General features: G+C 73.7%; 19 protein-coding genes. 8 read left to right on the top strand and 11 right to left on the bottom strand.

The window, feature by feature from the left end:
- The first annotated feature begins 52 nt into the window (after positions 1–52).
- Positions 53–1,186: a cation diffusion facilitator family transporter gene (locus ACSU6L_RS32105; RefSeq protein WP_437062459.1), complete on the top strand. Its 1,134-nt coding sequence runs from the start codon at positions 53–55 to the stop codon at positions 1,184–1,186.
- Between the two features lie 60 nt (positions 1,187–1,246).
- On the opposite strand, the gene ACSU6L_RS32100 is transcribed toward ACSU6L_RS32105, so the two are convergent.
- A complete protein-coding gene (locus tag ACSU6L_RS32100; RefSeq protein ID WP_437062457.1) occupies positions 1,247–1,807 on the bottom strand; it encodes a YbaK/EbsC family protein in 561 nt (186 codons plus the stop codon).
- A gap of 20 nt (positions 1,808–1,827) precedes the next feature.
- The gene (locus ACSU6L_RS32095) at positions 1,828–2,400 is read right to left on the bottom strand and encodes a helix-turn-helix domain-containing protein (protein WP_437062455.1); all 573 of its coding nucleotides are present in this window, start codon (positions 2,398–2,400) and stop codon (positions 1,828–1,830) included.
- 123 nt (positions 2,401–2,523) lie between these two features.
- Here ACSU6L_RS32095 and ACSU6L_RS32090 point away from each other — a divergent pair, with 123 nt between their 5' ends.
- Positions 2,524–3,381 carry an EamA family transporter gene (locus ACSU6L_RS32090; RefSeq protein ID WP_437062454.1) on the top strand — a complete coding sequence of 286 codons (858 nt, stop codon included), beginning with the start codon at positions 2,524–2,526 and terminating at the stop codon, positions 3,379–3,381.
- 1 nt (position 3,382) lies between these two features.
- On the opposite strand, the gene ACSU6L_RS32085 is transcribed toward ACSU6L_RS32090, so the two are convergent.
- The gene (locus ACSU6L_RS32085) at positions 3,383–4,186 is read right to left on the bottom strand and encodes an acyltransferase (protein ID WP_437062452.1); all 804 of its coding nucleotides are present in this window, start codon (positions 4,184–4,186) and stop codon (positions 3,383–3,385) included.
- A 108-nt stretch (positions 4,187–4,294) separates the two neighbouring features.
- Between ACSU6L_RS32085 and ACSU6L_RS32080 the strand changes: the two genes are divergently transcribed.
- Entirely contained in the window at positions 4,295–4,831 is a 537-nt protein-coding gene (locus tag ACSU6L_RS32080) for a gamma carbonic anhydrase family protein (protein WP_437062450.1), read from the top strand.
- A gap of 16 nt (positions 4,832–4,847) precedes the next feature.
- Here ACSU6L_RS32080 and ACSU6L_RS32075 read toward each other — a convergent pair whose 3' ends face one another.
- Together ACSU6L_RS32075 and ACSU6L_RS32070 are read right to left on the bottom strand one after the other, a co-directional pair.
- Complete coding sequence (locus tag ACSU6L_RS32075; RefSeq protein WP_437062448.1) at positions 4,848–5,495, bottom strand: DedA family protein; 648 nt, start codon at positions 5,493–5,495, stop codon at positions 4,848–4,850.
- A 128-nt stretch (positions 5,496–5,623) separates the two neighbouring features.
- The gene (locus ACSU6L_RS32070; RefSeq protein WP_437062446.1) at positions 5,624–7,375 is read right to left on the bottom strand and encodes a ricin-type beta-trefoil lectin domain protein; all 1,752 of its coding nucleotides are present in this window, start codon (positions 7,373–7,375) and stop codon (positions 5,624–5,626) included.
- Positions 7,376–7,676: 301 nt separating this feature from the next.
- On the opposite strand from ACSU6L_RS32070, the gene galU reads away from it, so the two are divergent.
- Complete coding sequence (gene galU, locus ACSU6L_RS32065) at positions 7,677–8,600, top strand: UTP--glucose-1-phosphate uridylyltransferase GalU (protein WP_437062444.1); 924 nt, start codon at positions 7,677–7,679, stop codon at positions 8,598–8,600.
- Positions 8,601–8,667: 67 nt separating this feature from the next.
- On the opposite strand, the gene ACSU6L_RS32060 is transcribed toward galU, so the two are convergent.
- Positions 8,668–9,105 (bottom strand): DUF4442 domain-containing protein, encoded by a 438-nt coding sequence (locus ACSU6L_RS32060; RefSeq protein ID WP_073943440.1) that lies wholly within the window; start codon positions 9,103–9,105, stop codon positions 8,668–8,670.
- An 85-nt stretch (positions 9,106–9,190) separates the two neighbouring features.
- On the opposite strand from ACSU6L_RS32060, the gene ACSU6L_RS32055 reads away from it, so the two are divergent.
- From ACSU6L_RS32055 to ACSU6L_RS32045, 3 genes are all read left to right on the top strand, one after another.
- Positions 9,191–10,138: a hypothetical protein gene (locus tag ACSU6L_RS32055; RefSeq protein ID WP_437062442.1), complete on the top strand. Its 948-nt coding sequence runs from the start codon at positions 9,191–9,193 to the stop codon at positions 10,136–10,138.
- A gap of 79 nt (positions 10,139–10,217) precedes the next feature.
- Positions 10,218–11,240 (top strand): hypothetical protein, encoded by a 1,023-nt coding sequence (locus ACSU6L_RS32050; protein ID WP_437062440.1) that lies wholly within the window; start codon positions 10,218–10,220, stop codon positions 11,238–11,240.
- Between the two features lie 65 nt (positions 11,241–11,305).
- A complete protein-coding gene (locus tag ACSU6L_RS32045; protein ID WP_437062438.1) occupies positions 11,306–12,640 on the top strand; it encodes an MFS transporter in 1,335 nt (444 codons plus the stop codon).
- Here the strand turns inward: ACSU6L_RS32045 and ACSU6L_RS32040 are convergent.
- The 4 genes from ACSU6L_RS32040 to tuf form a co-directional block, all read right to left on the bottom strand.
- Positions 12,602–13,447 carry a spermidine synthase gene (locus ACSU6L_RS32040; RefSeq protein WP_437062436.1) on the bottom strand — a complete coding sequence of 282 codons (846 nt, stop codon included), beginning with the start codon at positions 13,445–13,447 and terminating at the stop codon, positions 12,602–12,604. The genes ACSU6L_RS32045 and ACSU6L_RS32040 overlap by 39 nt on opposite strands.
- Positions 13,444–13,686: a helix-turn-helix domain-containing protein gene (locus ACSU6L_RS32035; protein ID WP_437062434.1), complete on the bottom strand. Its 243-nt coding sequence runs from the start codon at positions 13,684–13,686 to the stop codon at positions 13,444–13,446. The genes ACSU6L_RS32040 and ACSU6L_RS32035 overlap by 4 nt, the downstream gene beginning before the upstream one ends.
- Before the next feature lie 114 nt (positions 13,687–13,800).
- Positions 13,801–14,637 (bottom strand): patatin-like phospholipase family protein, encoded by an 837-nt coding sequence (locus tag ACSU6L_RS32030; protein ID WP_437062432.1) that lies wholly within the window; start codon positions 14,635–14,637, stop codon positions 13,801–13,803.
- A 145-nt stretch (positions 14,638–14,782) separates the two neighbouring features.
- Positions 14,783–15,952: an elongation factor Tu gene (gene tuf, locus ACSU6L_RS32025; RefSeq protein ID WP_365516798.1), complete on the bottom strand. Its 1,170-nt coding sequence runs from the start codon at positions 15,950–15,952 to the stop codon at positions 14,783–14,785.
- Between the two features lie 376 nt (positions 15,953–16,328).
- On the opposite strand from tuf, the gene ACSU6L_RS32020 reads away from it, so the two are divergent.
- Positions 16,329–17,093: a TVP38/TMEM64 family protein gene (locus ACSU6L_RS32020; protein WP_437062430.1), complete on the top strand. Its 765-nt coding sequence runs from the start codon at positions 16,329–16,331 to the stop codon at positions 17,091–17,093.
- A gap of 4 nt (positions 17,094–17,097) precedes the next feature.
- On the opposite strand, the gene ACSU6L_RS32015 is transcribed toward ACSU6L_RS32020, so the two are convergent.
- On the bottom strand, positions 17,098–18,267 hold the full coding sequence (locus ACSU6L_RS32015; protein WP_437062428.1) for a thiolase family protein: 1,170 nt from the start codon (positions 18,265–18,267) through the stop codon (positions 17,098–17,100).
- Positions 18,268–18,335 lie beyond the last annotated feature (68 nt).

The raw sequence follows: 18,335 nt of genomic DNA, 5'->3' as shown, positions 1-18,335 counted from the left end.
GGAGCATCACGCGCCACGCGCCCTCCGGCGCGCGCACCGGAAGGAGACCCCCGTGAGCGACCGGCACGGAAACACCCACCGGCACGGGCCCCGGCCCCGCGATGACCATCACCACGGCCATCACCACGACCACGGGTCCGACCATCACGAGCAGCCCGGTCACCACCAGGACGGTCACCACCACGAGCCCGGCCGCCTCCGCGGAACGCGGCACCGGCTCGCCCACATCCTCACCCCCCACTCCCACGACACCGCCGACAAGGTCGACTCCGCCCTGGAGTCCTCCGCGCGCGGCATGCGGGCCCTGTGGGTCTCGCTCGCGGTGCTCGGGGCGACGGCGATCGCCCAGGCGGTCGTCGTGGTGGCGTCCGGGTCGGTGGCGCTGCTCGGCGACACGGTGCACAACGCCGCGGACGCGCTGACCGCCGTACCGCTCGGCATCGCGTTCCTGCTCGGCCGCCGCGCGGCCACCCGGCGCTTCACCTACGGCTACGGCCGTGCCGAGGACCTCGCGGGGATCGTGATCGTGCTGACCATCGCCGCGTCGGCGGCCTTCGCCGGGTGGACGGCGATCGAGCGGCTGCTCGATCCGCGTCCGGTGGCCCACGTCCCGGCGGTGGCGGTGGCCGCGCTGGTCGGCTTCGCGGGGAACGAGTGGGTGGCCCGGTACCGGATCCGCGTCGGCCGGCAGATCGGCTCGGCGGCGCTGGTCGCCGACGGGCTGCACGCCCGCACCGACGGGTTCACCTCACTGGCGGTGCTGCTGGGCGCGGGCGGCTCCGCGATGGGCTGGCGGCCGGCCGACCCCGTCGTCGGGCTGGCGATCACGGCGGCGATCGTCCTGGTGCTGCGGGACGCGGCGCGCGAGGTGTTCCGGCGGGTGATGGACGCCGTGGACCCCGCGCTGGTGGACCGGGCCGAGCACGCGCTGCGGGCGGTGCCGGGCGTGCGGGAGGTCGGGGAGCTGCGGCTGCGCTGGATCGGGCACCGGCTGCGGGCCGAGGTGGCGGTGGTCGTGGACGGCGACGTGACGGTCCGCGAGGCCCACGCGATCGCGGTCGACGCCGAGCACGCCCTGCTGCACACCGTGCCGCGGCTGACCGCCGCCCTGGTGCACGCCGACCCGGCGCCGGTGCCCGGTGAGGCGGACCCGCACATGGCGCTGGCCCACCACACGAGGGCCTGACGTCGCACCGGGGCGCGGACCGGCAGGCCCGGCGGGCTGGGCCGGGGACCGCGGCCGTCGCTAGACCGGGACCCCCAGCCCGTCCAGCACCACCGCGCCCGGCAGTTCCGCGAACGCCTTCCCGGGGACGAGCAGCTTGCCGCGCCGCCGTCCGCTGCCGACCAGGACGTACGGCAGGTCGACGACGGCCGAGTCCACCAGCACCGGCCAGTCGCCGGGCAGGCCGACGGGCGTGATGCCGCCGTACTCCATGCCGGTCTCCCCGGTCGCCGTGTCCATGGGCGCGAAGGAGGCCTTGCGGGCGCCGAGTTGGCGGCGTACGACACCGTTGACGTCGACCCGGGTGGTGGAGAGCACGACACATGCGGCGAGGGTGCTCTCGCCGCCGCGCTTCCCGGCGACGACCACGCAGTTCGCGGAGCGCTCCAGCAGGTCCCGGCCGTAGTGCTCGACGAAGACGGCGGTGTCCGCCCACCGCGGGTCGGTCTCGACATAGAGGATCTGCTCGGCGGGGACACCCCCGCGCCACTCGCGTACGGCGTCGGCGACGGGGCGGGTCAGCTCGTCGAGGCAGTCGGGGGCCGGGGTGGCGTGGTCGAAGTCTCCGATGGGTGCACGCATGGCCGCACGGTAACAGCCGCTCACTGGACGGGCGGCACCGAGACGGCCATGACCATTTCCATCGGTACGGTGCCCTGGTTCCCGTAGGTGTGCGGGCTGTTGGCCTCGAAGGACGCGCTCGCGCCCGCGGGGACGAGGTAGTCCACGCCGTCGACGGTCAGTGTCAGCTCCCCGGCCGTGACATGGACCAGCTCGACCGTGCCGCCGGGGTGCGGCTCCGACGGGCTGTTCTCACCCGGCATCAGGCACCAGTCCCACATCTCCAGCGGACCGGGGGCCTCGGCGCCCGCGAGCAGCCGGTTGTAGCTGCCGGCCTCGGTGTGCCAGAGCCGCACGGCCCGCTCGGCGGGGACGATCCGGACCTTGGGTCCCCTCTCGTAGTCGAGCAGGGTGGTGATGCTGACGCCGAGCGCGTCGCCGATCTTGACGATGGTGCCGATGCTCGGGTTGGTGCGGGCCTGCTCGATCTGGATGAGCATGCCCCGGCTGACCCCGGCACGGGCGGCGAGCACGTCGAGGGTGAAGCCGCGCACGGCACGCCAGTGTTTGACATTGCGCGCCAGGGACTGGGTCAGCAGGTCGAGGTCCGACACGTTCCATCCACCATCAGAGTCTTCGGAGTCCAATATTCTGGATGACAGTGTGCACTTCACTGAACTACCGTGAGGTGCACCCGACCGTTCCCGATCGTTCACCGAACTGTACTGCGAGGCCCCGTGACAGCACTCTTCGCCCTGGCCACCAGCCTTCTGTGGGGCCTGGCCGACTTCGGCGGCGGACTGCTGACCCGGCGCCTCCCCGCTCTCACCGTGGTGGTCGTCTCGCAGTCGATCGCCGTCCTGGTCCTCGGCGCGATCGTGGTCGCCACCAGCGGCTGGAGCGAGGCAGGGCCGCAGCTGTGGTTCGCGGTGGGCGCCGGTCTGGTGGGCCCGGTGGCGATGCTCGCCTTCTACAAGGCGCTCGCCCTCGGACCGATGGGCGTGGTCTCACCGCTCGGCTCGCTGGGCGTGGCGGTCCCGATCGGCGTCGGGCTCGTCCTGGGCGAACGCCCCGGACTGGTCCAGCTCGCCGGGATCGCGGTCGCCGTGGCGGGAGTGGTGCTCGCGGGCGGACCGCAGTTCAAGGGCGCTCCGGTACAGCGGCAGGCGGTGCTGCTCACCCTGCTCGCGGCGTTCGGCTTCGGCGCGGTGATGGCGCTGATCGCCGAGGCGTCGACCACGCTGACCGGCCTGTTCCTCGCCCTGTTCGTGCAGCGGGTCACCAACGTGGTCGCGGGCGGCACCGCCCTGTACGTCTCCGTGCGGCGCGGCTCCCCCGCGCTCCCCGCCGACGGCTTCCCCTGGCGTGCGCTGCCCGCGCTCGCCTTCGTCGGGCTCGCCGACGTCGCCGCCAACGGCACCTACTCGATCGCCGCCCAGCACGGCCCGGTGACCGTGGCGGCCGTCCTCGCCTCGCTCTACCCGGTGGTGACCGCGCTGGCCGCGCGCGGCTTCCTCAGTGAGCGGCTGCGCGCGGTCCAGGCGGCGGGCGCCGGACTGGCGCTGGTCGGCACGCTGATGCTGGCCGGCGGGTGAGTCAGGGCTCCGCGTCGACCCCGTCCAGCTCCCGCCGGGCCACGTCCGGCTCGTCCAGCTCCGCGAGCCGGGCCACCGCCGCCTCGTCCAGCTCCGACAGCTTCACCAGCTCGTCGGAGGTCACGCCCTCCGGTATCGGCACGGGCGCCGGGGTGCGCAGCGGCGGCTGCCAGCCCTCGGCGGGCGTCCAGCGGCGTACGACCTTGGCGGGCGCGCCCGCCACCACGGCGTGGTCGGGGACCGTACCGCGCACCACCGCGCCGGCCGCGACCACCACGTTCCGCCCGATCCGGGCCCCCGGCAGGATCACCGCGCCGGTGCCGATCCAGCAGCCCGGCCCGATCTCCACGGGCTCCATGCGCGGCCACTGCTTGCCGATGGGCTCGTGGGGGTCGTCGTAGGAGTGGTTCGTGGAGGTGACGTAGACGTACGGTCCGAAGTAGCAGTCGCTGCCGATGGTGACCGTGGTGTCCGCGATGACATGGCTGCCGCGGCCGAGGACCACACCGTCGCCGATGCGCAGGATCGGGTCCGGACCTAGGTCGAGGTCCGGCATCAGACCGGCCGTCAGGGTGACCTGCTCACCGACGATGCAGTGGGCGCCGAGGTGGATCCAGGGTTCGCCGAAGACCGTGCCGAGCGGGAAGGCGAGCCTGGTGCCGGTGCCCATCGAACCGAAGCGGAACCGTCCCGGCCGCTCGGCGGTGACCGAGCCGGTGCGCTGCACCCAGGCCCAGCCCGCATGGACCGCGCGTTGCGCCAGGCGGCGGCGCCATGATGAGAACGTGTTCTTGGGCTTCGGCACCCGCTCACGGTACTCAGGGCGTCACAGGGCCCGGAGACCGGAGGCCTGTGATCTTCGCCCTACCGGGTGGCGTACGGTGCGGGGGTAATCGACGACAAGGAGGCGACGATGGCTCACCAGGCGCTGATCACGGGTATCGGCGGCAAGGAACCGGCCGTGGACCCGGAGGCGTTCGTCGCGCCGACGTCCACGGTGATCGGGGACGTGACGCTGGGGGCGGGCGCGAGCGTCTGGTACGGGGCGGTGCTGCGGGGCGACGTCGAGCGGATCTCGGTGGGCGCGAGCAGCAATGTGCAGGACAACTGCACGCTCCACGCCGACCCCGGCTTCCCCGTCTCCGTCGGCGAGCGCGTCTCCATCGGGCACAACGCCGTCGTGCACGGCGCGACCGTCGAGGACGACTGCCTGATCGGCATGGGCGCCACGGTGCTCAACGGCGCGGTCATCGGCGCGGGTTCCCTGGTCGCCGCGCAGGCGCTGGTGCCGCAGGGCATGCGCGTGCCCCCGGGCTCGCTCGTCGCCGGCGTACCGGCGAAGGTCAGACGGGAGCTGACCGCCGAGGAGCGCGAGGGCATCACGCTGAACGGGACGATGTACGCGGAGCTGGCGAAGGCGCACCACGAGGTGCACGCCGCCCGCTCGTAGGGCTCGGTCGCAGGGCTCAGTCGGTGGCCGGGACGGGTTCCGGCTCGGCCACCTGCTGCTCCGTCGCCTTCTTCGCCTTGCGCTTGATGATCAGCATGGAGGCGAGGCCGACGCACACCGCCAGCACCAGTCCGACCCACGAGAAGCGCTTGAGCCAGGCCTCGGCCACCACGCCGACGTAGTAGATGACCGCGGTGGTGCCGCCGGCCCAGAGGATGCCGCCGAGGACGTTGGCGATCAGGAACTTCCAGTACGGCATGCGCAGCACACCGGCGAGCGGGCCCGCGAAGATGCGCAGCAGGGCGATGAAACGGCCGAAGAAGACGGCCCACATGCCCCACTTCTCGAAGGAGCGCTCGGCGGTGGCGATGTGCCCCTCGCTGAAGTGCCGGGGGAACTTGTTGCCGAGCCAGGCCAGCAGCGGGCGTCCGCCCTTGCGGCCGATGGCGTAGCCGATGGAGTCGCCGATGATCGCGCCGGCGGTGGCGCAGGCGCCGAGGATCACCGGGTCGATGTCGCCGTGCTGGGAGGCGAGCAGCGCGGAGGAGACCAGGATGATCTCGCCCGGCAGGGGGATGCCCAGGCTCTCCAGGCCGATGACCACTCCCACCAGCGCGTAGATGCTGACCGCGGGTACGGTCTCGAGCCATTCCTGGACGTGCACGGCAGCTCCCCTCTCGTCTCTCGTCGCCTCACCGGCATGCGCCCGGCGGGCGCATGCCGGTGCAGCCTACCGGGTCACGGTCCGGCGGCGGTGCCCGCCAGGGTGACCCGTGCGGCCGGGAAACGGCGTCAGCCGAGGCGTGTGGCAGCGTCGGCGGCGGCAGCGACGGCCCGCACGGGCGGCACGGCCTCCTCGGCCCCTGGGTGAGAGGCCCCGTCGGCCCGCTCGCCCGCCGGAAGGGGGCCCGTGTCGATCCGCCCGGCCTCCGGCAGCAGATCCGCGTCGACCCGCTCGACCGCGGGCGGAAGGTCCACGTCGACCTGCCCGGTCTCGGGGACCGCCCCCTGCCGCCCGCCCGCGTCCCGCCGGGGCCGGTTCCCGCTCGGCCCGTCCTCCACCGGCTCGACCTCCCAGCGCTGTGCCGCCGAGCCGTCCCGGCCGGTGACGACGACGTCCGCGTCGGAGCCTGCGGCGACGGCCCGTCCGCGGTGCCGGCGGGGCAGCAGCTCGCCGCGCACGGTGAGGTCGTACCGCGTCCGTCCGGCGGGCTCGGCGCACTCGGCGAGCACCACCGTCCGGTCGCCCGCGTCGAGACACAGCGCCGGGTCGGTGGCACTGCGCAGCAGCCCGTCACCCCGGTACGACCACTGCCCGGCGGAGGAGCACGCCGCCAGACCGGCACGCGCCCCCGCCTCGGGCGCGCCGCCGGTGTCGAGGCACCGGTCGGCGTCCAGGTTGCGCAGCCGGCCGCCACGGACCTCGTCGGCGTGGTCCGCGGGGTCGGCCGAGGGGAGCTGAGGCGTCGGGCTCGGCCGGACCGTGTGGCCGCTGGGCGCGCCCCAGGTGGCGTGGGTGCCGGGGGCGACACCGTTGTCACCGGACCAGCCCCTGACCACCAGCAGCGTGGCGAGCAGGGCGAGGGAGGTGACGCCGACGAGGAGGGCGGCCTTGGTGGGCCGCCGGGACAGGGCGCTCCGGCCGCCGCGCACGGCCGTGACGCGGTGCCGGCCACCGCCGGCCGGGCGGGTGCGGGTGGTGTGGGGCGCGGCGGCGGTGCCGGTGCGGCCGGGGCGGGAGTCGAGGTAGCGGCGGGCGCCCCAGCCGAGCACGGTCTCCGCCAGCAGCACGCCGAGCGAGCCGTCGAAGTGGGCGAGTTGTTCGGCGGCGTACCGGCAGTACCGGCATTCCTGGAGATGGCGTCGCACATCGGGCAGCAGGGTGCCGCCGCGGCGCATCGGGATGTCGAGGAGCCGGTTGTGGAAGCGGCATTCCTTGGTGGGGGCGAGTTCCCGGTGGGCCCGTACGCAGCCCGTCCGGAATTGTTCCCGGGCCTGTTCCAGCACGGTCGCGGCGGTGAGCGTGTCCACTCCTGACAGACCGGCCGGTATGGATATCGGCTCCGCCTCCACCTCCATGTGCCACAACAGGCATTGGGCGGCGGCCGGAAGAGTGTGGAACGCGCGCTCGGCGAGGCGCCTCCGTTCCGGCGTGGCGGGCCGGGCGGCACGCAGTCCACGGCCGCCGGTGGGCTTTCCCAGATCCGGCAGCAGGGACGTCAGTACGGCGTCGGCGGCCCAGTCGGCGACCGTCTCCCGTACGGCCGCGAGCAGCCGTGGGCGCAGGGCGCCGCCGGCGGCCGGGGAGCCGAGCACCTGCCGGAACGCGGCGGTGGCCACCATCGCCGCCGAACTCTCCCGGCTGGCGAGGCAGATGGCGGCGTACTCGTGGACCGCCCGCCAGTGCCGGGCGAGCAGCAGGGCGAGGGCCCGGGAGTCGTACTCGGGGCCGCCGAGGCGGGCGACGAGGTCGCGGTCGGGGAGCCCGGGACCGGATCCGTGGCGGGGCGGGCAGGGCGGACGTGGGGGGTAAGGAGGTTGCACGGAAAACCATTTCCTTCCGCACTTATGTGCCTGGCATTTGCCTTCCCGCGGGGGGCATACCTTCGCACACACGTCTCACAGGAAACAAGAAGTCCGGCTGAGCGGGAAACAGTTGACCGGAAATACCGCGCCGTTACCACCGGTATCCGTACCGGCATTCGAAATTACTCGGCCGCGGACGACAAGTTGTGCGCGGATAAAGCCGGTTGGCGCACCAAATCTCCGATTTCCCCGCACGGTCCACAGCGTTCTCCCATGCGGTTCTCGGCGTGCTCTTATCCCGGTGCTCCAGCATGGCCGCATGAGCGCCCTCCACACCCCGGTCCGCAAGGCGGTCGTCCCGGCCGCCGGCCTCGGCACCCGCTTCCTGCCCGCGACGAAGGCGACACCGAAGGAGATGCTTCCGGTCGTCGACAAACCCGCCATCCAGTACGTCGTCGAGGAGGCCGCCGCGGCCGGGCTCGACGACGTGCTCATGGTCACCGGGCGGCACAAGCGGGCCATCGAGGACCACTTCGACCACGCCGTGGAGCTGGAACGCACCCTCGCCGCCAAGGGCGACACCGTACGGCTGGACGCGGTCCGCGATCCCGCGCGGCTGGCGAACATCCACCACATCCGGCAGGGCGAACCGCTGGGCCTCGGGCACGCGGTGCTGTGCGCCCGCCGGCACGTCGGCGACCAGCCGTTCGCCGTCCTGCTGGGGGACGATCTGATCGACCCGCGCGAGTCCCTGCTCGCCCGGATGCTGGAGGTGCGCGAGCGGCACGGCGGCAGCGTGGTCGCGCTGATGGAGGTGCCGCCGGAGCAGGTGCACCTCTACGGCTGCGCGGCCGTAGAGCCGGCCGGCCGGGACGGGATCGTCCGGGTCACCGGCCTGGTGGAGAAGCCTGCCCGACAGGACGCGCCCAGCCGCTACGCGGTGATCGGCCGCTATGTGCTCGACCCCGCCGTCTTCCCGGTCCTGGAGCGCACCCCGCCCGGCAGGGGCGGCGAGGTCCAGCTGACCGACGCCCTCCAGGAACTGGCCGCGGGCGGCACGGTGCACGGGGTGGTCTTCACCGGGGCCCGCTACGACACCGGCGACAAGGCGGACTACCTGCGCACGGTGGTCCGGCTGGCCTGCCAGCGGCCCGACCTGGGGCCCGGGTTCACGGCCTGGCTGCGGGAGTTCGTCGCGGGGCTCGACGGCACGGCCGCCGCCCGGGGCGCGGCGGCGGCCTGAGCGCATGCCGAGGGCCCCGGCCGCGACGCGACGACCGGGGCCCTGACGGCTGCAGGAGCCGTACGGCTCAGCTGTTGGGGCGCAGTGTCCAGACGACGGTCATCTCGCTGGTGACGGCGCCGTCCTCGCGCTGGATCGCCACGCTCACCGGGAACTCGGGGCGCTTGCCGGCGTCGAGTTCGGCGACGACGTCGGCGATCGGGCGGCCGAGGGTCGCGGTGGCCTTCACCGGACCCAGGGCGATCTTCTTGAACGCGATGTCGGCGTGGACGGGGAGCGGTACGGCGCGCGAGAGCTGGTCCCCGAAGGCGGCCAGGACGATCGCGCCGCTGGCCGACTCGCCGAGGGTGAACATCGCCCCGGCGTGCGGCCCGCCGACGTGGTTGCGGTACTCGCTCTGGTCCGGGAGGGCCAGCACGGCCTTCTCCGGAGTGGTCTCCAGGTACTCCAGGTTCAGGGTCCGAACCATCGGCACCGTGGCGGCGAGCAACTCGCCGATCGACATCTGATCTGCGCTCATGACCGCATGTTACCCATGAGTAGCCAAGCCTGACCAGACTCGTACGATGATCGCCGTATCCTTGCGGCCCATGTGGCATGGAGAGCAGCCGCCGACGAGCGGTCCCGATCCGCGCGACCCGCAGAACAACCCCTACCGGCAGCCCGGTTACCAGCAGACCGGCGCCTCCGCCCAGGGCCCGCGGCCCTGGGACGCCCCCACCCTCCCCGCCGCGCCGCCGAGCGGCGGCGACGCAGGGGGCGGGCGGCGGACGAGGATGATCGCGATCGGCGCGGCGGCGGCCGTCGTGGCGGCCTCCGCCGTGACCGGGGCCGTACTGCTCGGCGGCGACGGCGACCAGGCGCCCGCCCCGGCGCCGAGCACGTCGGCGGCGGCCCCCTCCCCCACCGGCAACCCCCGCGACGGGGACGGCCCGAAGCCGACCGTCGCGGGCTGGAAGGTCGTGGTCAACCCGGACCTGGGCGTCGCCTTCGACGTCCCGGCCGACTGGGCGCCCCAGTCTCCGGACTGGGTCAGCTACGTCACCGAGGACGACGACCCGCAGGAGAAGCCGCTGGTCGCGATGAAGGCACCCGCCCTGCTGAAGGAGAAGTGGTGCTCGTCAGACGACGACCGGGACGGCACCGCCGACGACACCCCGCTGGCGAGCGCCGGCACCCGCGGCAACAACGGGGCCCGCGATCCCGAGGAGGCCGCCCGCGCCGACTCCGCGAACTGGGTCTACGGCCTCTACGCCCAGCCGGACCGCGCGAAGGTCACGACGAGCCCGGCGACCTCGTTCACCACCGACTCCGGCCTCACCGGCAGCCTCGTCACCTCGTCGTCCTCCGGGGTCGAGCGGCGGGAGAAGTGCGACTCGGACGGCAAGGCCACCACCTTCGCCTTCGCGGACGGCGACGGTGACGTGGTGTCGTGGTCGTTCGTCGGCGCGCACGAGGTGGGCGAGGAGGTACCGGACGCCATGGTGAAGGAGATCGCCCGGACGGTGCGCCTCTACACCGTGCCGTCGGAGTACTGAACACGTGCACGGTTTCGCTACCGCCCTGACAAGGGGCGGTGACCGAATCGTGTCGTGAACACCACTAGGGTTACCGCTCATGTGGCCAGGACAGCAGCAGCCCGGGGGCGAGCAGAACCCGCAGGGCCAGAACAACCCGTACCAGCAGCCGGGGTACCAGCAGCCGAATCCCTATCAGCAGCCCGGCTACCAGCAGCCCAACCCGTACCAGCAGCAGCAGTGGAACACCCCCGCGCCCGTGGGTGCTCCGCAGCCGGCGACCGACGGCGGTGGCGGCGGCGGTGGCGGCAACCGGACGAAGCTGGTCGCGATCGTGGCGGCCACGGCCGTGGTCATCGCGGCCGGCGTGACCGGGTTCCTGGTCCTCGGCGGCGACAAGGACGACCAGGCCGACGGCGGTTCCAAGACGAAGACCAGCCAGTCGCCCGCGCCGACCGCGGAACCCACCGCGAGCTCCTCCGGGACGGACGACAACCCGCGCGACGGTGAGGCGGAGAAGCCGACCATCGCGGGCTGGAAGGTCGTCGTCAACCCCAAGTGGGGCGTCGCGTTCGACGTGCCGGCCGACTGGGAGGTGCAGGACCCGGACATGCTCATCGCGTTCGAGGAGGAGAACGCGGACGAGCTCAAGCCGCTCGTCACCATGACCGGCACCGCCATCTACCAGTCCAAGTGGTGCACGTCGGACGACGACAAGGACGGCAGGAGCGACGACGTCGAGCTGGCCGCGGTCGGCACCAAGGGCGCCGACGGCGCAAAGGACACCGACGAGGTGGCGATCAACACGGTCGCCTGGTGGGTCTACGGCGGCTACACCCAGCCGGACAAGAAGAGCATGGTCTTCGAGGAGAAGGCCGAGCCCTTCACGACCGCCTCCGGCATCGAGGGCAGCGTCGCCTGGGCCGAGTCGAAGGACACGCCCCGCAAGGGCAAGTGCGCGAGCGACGGCAAGGCCATGACGTTCGGCTTCCAGAACTCCGCGGGCGACTACGTGGCATGGAACTTCTTCGGCGCCAAGGGCGTGAAGAAGGAGGTCTCCAAGGAGACCATCATGAAGATCGCCGGCACCATCCGGCTGCACGGTGAGCCCACGGGCGGCTGACCTGCGCCGACGGGCGGCGGCAATACGGTTTGGCAAGTCGGGCCCCGGCCGGTGATAGTCAGCCGGTGAACTCCGCCGACGACCTCACCGCCGCCTCTGGCCGCCGCCCGCGCAGACCCTCCTGGGCGGGCCGCAACTACAGTCTGCTGACCGCCTCCGCGGTGGTCACCCACCTCGGCAGCCACGGCGCGCTGATCGCCGCCGCGTTCGCCGTGCTCGAAGCCGGCGGCGACGGCGGCGACGTGGGGCTGGTCGCGGCCGCGCGCACCCTGCCGCTGGTGCTCTTCCTGCTGATCGGCGGGGCGCTCGCGGACCGGCTGCCCCGGCACCACGTGATGGTCGCGGCCAACACCCTCAACTGTGTCTCGCAGGGACTGTTCGCCCTGCTCGTGCTCACCGGCGAGCCGCAGCTGTGGCAGATGATGCTGCTGACCGCGCTGGGCGGCACCGGCCAGGCGTTCTTCAGCCCGGCGGCCGAGGGCATGCTGCTCTCCTCCGTCCAGGGCGAGCAGGCGGGCCGGGCGTTCGCGGTGTTCCGGATGGCGATGCAGGGCGCGGCGCTGGGCGGCGCGGCCCTCGGCGGCGCGATGGTCGCCGCGATCGGGCCGGGCTGGGTGCTCGCGGCGGACGCGGTGGCCTTCGCGGTCGCCGCCGCGCTGCGCTCGTTCCTCGACGTGAGCGGCGTCCCGGCGCGCACGCCGGGCGGCGGGATGCTCGCCGATCTGCGGGAGGGCTGGCGGGAGGTCGCCGGGCGGCCGTGGCTGTGGGGCATCGTGGTGCAGTTCTCGATCGCCAACGCGGTGGTCGGCGCCGCCGACGCGGTCTACGGCCCGCTGGTCGCCCGCGACCACCTCGGCGGGGCGGCGCCCTGGGGTCTCGCGCTCGGCTTCTTCGCCGCGGGCACGGTCGGCGGCGCGCTGCTGATGACCCGCTGGAAGCCGCGCCGGCTGCTGCTGGCGGGCACGCTGTGCGTCTTCCCGCTGGCCCTGCCGTCCGCCGCGCTGGCCGTGCCGGTGCCGGTGGGGGTGCTGTGCGCGGTGATGTTCCTGACCGGGGTGACGCTGGAGGTGTTCGGCGTCTCCTGGATGACCGCCCTGCACCAGGAGATACCGGAGGACAAGCTGTCCCGGGTCTCGGCCTACGACTGGTTCGGCTCCGTCGCGATGGTCCCGCTGGCGACGGCGCTGGCCGGGCCCGCGGAGCAGGCGTTCGGGCGGACCCCGGCGCTGTGGGGGTGCGCGACGCTGGTCGTGGTGGTCACGGCGGCCGTGCTGTGCGTACCGGACGTGCGAAATCTGCGGCGCCGGACCAAGGAGGTCGCGGTGGCGGGTGCCCCGGCCGTGCCCAGCGCGGACAGCGGGTCAGCCGATGCCGAACGCCCCGTCGGGGGGCTCGGGTGACGGTACGGCGTCCTCGTCGCGGACGGGACGGGCGTCGCCGGTGAACTTCCGCAGGGCGGCCCCGTGCTCGACCCGGGCGGGGAAGACGTCGGCGGCGGTGCGGCGGGCCAGCGCGGCGATGTCGACCGGCCGGTGCGAGGCGACCAGCACGGCGTTGCCGAAGCGGCGGCCCCGCAGCACGGCCGGCTCGGCGATCAGCGCAAGCTCCTCGAAGACCGCGGAGAAGGTGGCCAGTTGGGAGCGGAGAAAGGCGAAGGGCGCGGCGTCGGCGAGGTTCGCCAGGTACACACCGTCCGCGCGCAGCACCCGCTCGGCCTCGCGGGCGTAGGCGAGAGAGGTCAGATGGGCGGGGACCCGCGAACCGCCGAAGACGTCGGCGACGAGGACGTCCGCCCGCCCGTCGGGGACCCCCGCCAGCCAGGCCCGGGCGTCGGCGGCGTGCAGCGCGATCCCGGCGCCGGCCGGCAGCGGCAGCTGCTCGACGACCAGGTCCAGCAGCCCCCGGTCGGCCTCGACGACGTCCTGCCGTGAACCCGGCCGGGTCGCGGCCACGTAGCGCGGCATGGTGAGCGCCCCGCCGCCGAGGTGCACCACGTCCAGCGCGCGCCCCGGCTCGGCGAGGGTGTCCAGCACGTGGCCGAGCCGCCGTGCGTACTCGAACTCCAGGTGGGTCGGCTCGTCGAGGTCGACGTAGGACTGGGGCGCCCCGTCGACGGTCAGCAGCCAGGCCCGCTCCCGGTCGACGTCGGGCATCAGCTTGGCGGTTCCCTGGTCGACGGCTCGGCTGACGGGGATGGGCTCGTTCACGGGTCCATTGTGCGGGCGACCGGCGGGCGGCCGTTCACCACCCGTCGCACCCAGGCCTCCGACAGCCCCAGCCGCGCCGCCAGTGTCTCCACCGGCACGCCGCGGCTGTGTGCGGCCCGCAGGGCCGCGTTCCGGCGTCGCTTCAGCCGTTCGTTCGCGACCTCACCGGCCACCGTGCGCTCCAGCACGACCGCCAGCTCGACCAGCAGCCGTGCCGCCACGCCCCGCACTCCGTCCACCGGCCACCCCCTCGTGTCCGCTTCGTCTCCCCGCCCCCCACACCACGGTCAGGGGTCGACAAAGCAACCACAAGGGCGTGTATCAGGCGCACTGGCGACAGACCGGCCCGAATGTCACCCGCCCCACACCTTCGCGACCTCCTCCGCGTGGGCGGGCGCCTGCGCGTACCCGGCCCGCGCCGCCGCCGGGCGGACCGCCGGGTCCGCGGGGTTGCGGCCGAAGGCCTGCTTCGCCGCCGCGGACGGGGTGAGGACGACGACCTGGGCGCCCTGTTCGGCGAGGCGCGCGCCCTGGGCGGCGGCCGAGGCCAGCGGCCCGCCGCCGGCGGCCATGGGGGCGAGCACGACGACCCGGTCGTACCCCGCCGCCAGATGGGCGTTGGCGGGTGAGTGGATGCCGCCGTCCATCCAGCGCCGTCCGTCGAGGGCGACCGGCGGCCAGATGCCGGGCACCGCGCAGCTGGCGGTCAGCGCGTCGAGGAGCGGGACACCGCTGTGCCGGTCGAAGACCCGCAGTTCGCCGGTGGCCGTGTCGACGGCGGTGAGCCGCAGCGGGCGCTCCGGCCAGTCGGCGGACACCAGCCGGCTCTCGATCGCCGCCCGGCGCGCCGCCGGGTCCGGGGTGCGGGCCGCGAGGGCCATCCGGCCGACCTTGCGGCCGTAGGCCTCCGGGGTGCGGGAGGTGAGAGTGGCCCAGGCATAGCGCAGGATCGTGCCGGCACCGAGCCGGCCGCCGATCTCGTCGGCGGGCTCGGCGAGCTGCCGCTCGTAGGTCTCCTCGAGGCCGCTCGCCGGCAGTTGCGCGCCGACGGTCCCTCCCGCCGACGTACCGATCAGCACCTCGGCGTCGCCGAGGTCCACGCCCGATTCCCCCAGGCCGTGCAGCATCCCGGCCAGCCAGCCGGTCCCGCCGCTGCCCCCGCCACCGAGCACGAGTGCCTTTCCGCCCATGGTGTCCCCGCCCCTCACCGACCATGACCGTCCGCGGCCCAGTGTCCCGCACGGCACCGACGACGCGACGCCGGGGGCCCGCCCCGGGCCCCCAACGGGCGGGCGGGTCCCGCCTCTTGGCATGTGCCGAGGCGGGCCCCGCCGGTCAGCCGACCGTCGTGACCGTGCCCGCGCCGACCGTGCGCCCGCCCTCGCGGATCGCGAAGCCGAGGCCCGGCTCCAGCGGCACCTCGCGGCCCAGCTCGACCGTCATCGTGACGGTGTCGCCGGGGCGGGCGACGGCCGTCTCACCGAGGTCGACGGCGCCGACCACGTCCGCGGTGCGGATGTAGAACTGCGGCCGGTACCCGGTCGCCACCGGCGTCGTACGGCCGCCCTCGCGGGCGGACAGCACGTACACCCGCGCCGTGAACCGGCTGCTGGGCACCACGCTGCCGGGCGCGGCGGCGATGTGCCCGCGCCGGACCGCGTCGCGCGGCACCCCGCGCAGCAGCAGCGCCACGTTGTCCCCGGCCTGCGCCTCCTCCATGGGCTTGCCGAAGGTCTCGAGGCCGGTGACGACGGACTCCAGCCCGGCGCCCAGCACCTCGACCCGGTCGCCGAGGCGGACCGTGCCCCGTTCGACGGCGCCGGTGACGACCGTGCCGCGGCCGGTGATGGTCAGCACGTTCTCCACCGGCAGCAGGAACGGCGCGTCCAGGTACCGCTCGGGCATGGGCACATAGGTGTCCACCGCGTCGAGCAGCGCCTCCACGGACGCCGTCCAGCGCGGGTCGCCCTCCAGGGCCCGCAGTCCGGAGACCCGTACGACGGGTACGGCGTCGCCGCCGTAGCCGTGCGCGGTGAGCAGGTCGCGGACCTCCAGCTCGACCAGGTCGATCAGCTCCTCGTCGCCCGCGTCGGCCTTGTTCAGGGCGACGACGATGTGGTCGACGCCCACCTGCCGGGCGAGCAGCACGTGTTCGGCGGTCTGCGGCATGATCCCGTCGAGCGCGGAGACGACGAGGATGGCCCCGTCGAGCTGTGCCGCGCCGGTGACCATGTTCTTGACGTAGTCGGCGTGGCCCGGCATGTCCACGTGCGCGTAGTGCCGGGTGTCGGTCTCGTACTCGACGTGCGCGATGTTGATGGTGATGCCCCGCGCGGCCTCCTCCGGGGCGCGGTCGATGCGGTCGAACGGCACGAAGGTGCCGGTGCCGCGCTCGGCGAGGACCTTGGTGATGGCGGCGGTCAGGGTGGTCTTGCCGTGGTCGACATGGCCCATGGTGCCGATGTTGAGATGTGGTTTGGTGCGGACGTACGCCGTCTTGGACATGGCGATACCTCGAAGCCTCGGCGAAGTGGATCGGGACCCCCGGGAGATGCCGACCCTCCCCCTGCGGGGTCCGCCGGACGATCCGGGGAGGGTCAGCTTCGGGCGCCGTCGGCGACGGCCGTGAGCACGACGACGGCAGCCTTCGTGGCATCCGCGACCGCGGATGCTGCGAGGACGAAGGCGTGCCGGAACATGACGTCGATCATCGCCGACGCGTCACCGCGCGTCGAATGGTTTTCGCGGCACCGCGCGGGGCGGGATCCCGGGCTGCGGCGGAGGCCGGGCCCGGTCTGCGGCGGAGGCGGGGGCCCGGTCTGCGGCAGTCCTGAGACGCACCACACGGCGATCACACACCTTCGTCGGTTACTGTCGCCGGATGCTCGATGCCACCACCCGCTCTGGGGGCACCGCCACGGCCACTCCCCTGGCCGCCTCGGAACTCGCCGTCGCCGCCCCCGCGCCCGCCGGTCTCCCCGCCCGCTGCGCGCGGGCGCTGCTCTCTCCCTGGGCCCGTTTCTCGCTGCTCGTCGCCCTGCTGGCGGGGGCGGCGGTCTCGGTGCTGCTGTTCGAACCGCAGCGGCTGCTGGCGCACGGCTGGCCGCCGCAGCTGAGCGGTGCCGCGGCGGCGCTGGTGTTCACGGTGGCGTACGGCCTGTGCACGGTGGCCTTCGTGCCGCGCCCCCTGCTGAACCTGGCGGCGGGCGCGCTGTTCGGGTCCCAGCTGGGCCTGGGCACGGCGGTGGCGGGCACCGTGCTGGGCGCGGGGCTCTCCTTCGGGCTCGGCCGGGTGCTGGGCCAGGACGCGTTGCGTCCGCTGCTGCGGGGCCGGGTGCTCACCGCGTTGGACGGGCAGCTGAGCCGGCACGGGTTCCGCTCGATGCTGGCGGTGCGGCTGTTCCCGGGAGTGCCGTTCTCGGCGGCGAACTACTGCGCCGCCGTCTCCAGGATGGGCTGGCTGCCGTTCCTGCTCGCGACGGCGCTCGGCTCGATCCCGAACACCGCCGCGTACGTGGTCGCCGGCGCCCGTGCCTCGACGCCGACGTCGCCGGCCTTCCTGATCGCGATGGCCTGCATCGCCGTACCGGGTCTGGCCGGTGCGGTGGTGGCGTGGCGCAAGCGCCACCACCTGCGGGGCCGCTGATCCGTCAGACGCTCTCCAGGATCATCGCGTTCGCGAGCCCGCCCGCCTCGCACATGGTCTGCAGGGCGTAGCGCGCGCCGCGGGCGCGCATGGCGTGCACGAGGGTGGTGGTCAGCCGGGTGCCGCTGGCGCCGAGCGGGTGGCCGAGGGCGATGGCGCCGCCGTGCACGTTGACCTTGGCGAGGTCGGCGCCGGTCTCCTGCTGCCAGGCCAGGACGACGCTGGAGAACGCCTCGTTGACCTCGAACAGGTCGATGTCGTCGAGGGCCAGGTTCGCGCGGCGCAGCACCTTCTCGGTGGCGGGGATGACGCCGGTGAGCATCAGCAGCGGGTCGGAGCCGGTGACGGCGAAGCTGTGCAGCCGGGCCAGCGGGCGCAGGCCGAGGCGGGCCGCGGTCTCACCAGACGTGATGAGCACGGCCGAGGCGCCGTCGTTGACGGGGCTGGCGTTGCCCGCGGTGACGTTCCACTCGATCTGCGGGAACCGCTCGGCGAAGCCCGGGTCGTGGTAGGCGGGCTTCAGGCCGGCCAGGATCTCGGGGGTGCTGCCCGGCCGTACGCACTCGTCGCGCGTGACACCGTCCAGGGCCGCCACCTCGGCGTCGAACAGCCCCTGGTCCCAGGCGGCGGCCGCCTTGCGGTGCGAGGAGACGGCGAAGGCGTCCATCCGCTCGCGGCCGATCGACCACTTGGCGGCGATCAGTTCGGCGCTGATGCCCTGCGGGACCAGGCCCTCCGGGTAGCGCTCGGCGACGCCCGGGCCGAAGGGGTCCTTGCCGGGCGGCACGTTGGACCACATCGGCACCCGGCTCATGGACTCCACGCCGCAGGCGACGACGAGGTCGTACGCGCCGGACATGACGCCCTGGGCGGCGAAGTGCACGGCCTGCTGGGAGGAGCCGCACTGGCGGTCGACGGTGGTCGCGGGGACCGTCTCGGGGAAGCCCGCCGACAGCACGGCGTAGCGGGTGGTGTTCATGGCCTGCTCGCCGACCTGGTCGACGGTGCCGCCGATGACGTCGTCGATCAGCGCGGGGTCGACGCCGGAGCGCTCGACGAGGGTGCGCAAGGTGTGGGCGAGGAGTTCCACCGGGTGGACGTGGGCGAGGGAGCCGTTGGGCTTGCCCTTGCCCATGGGAGTGCGTACGGCTTCGACGATGACTGCGTCGCGCATGGTGCGGGCCTCCTTGGCCGCCGGAGCGATTACCAGTGAGTAGGAAATCTGGACTCACCATAGCCGCA

The sequence above is a fragment of the Streptomyces sp. enrichment culture genome (genome assembly GCF_964272855.1).
In the GTDB taxonomy this organism is placed as follows: domain Bacteria; phylum Actinomycetota; class Actinomycetes; order Streptomycetales; family Streptomycetaceae; genus Streptomyces.
This window is presented reverse-complemented; position numbering and strand designations above follow the sequence as displayed.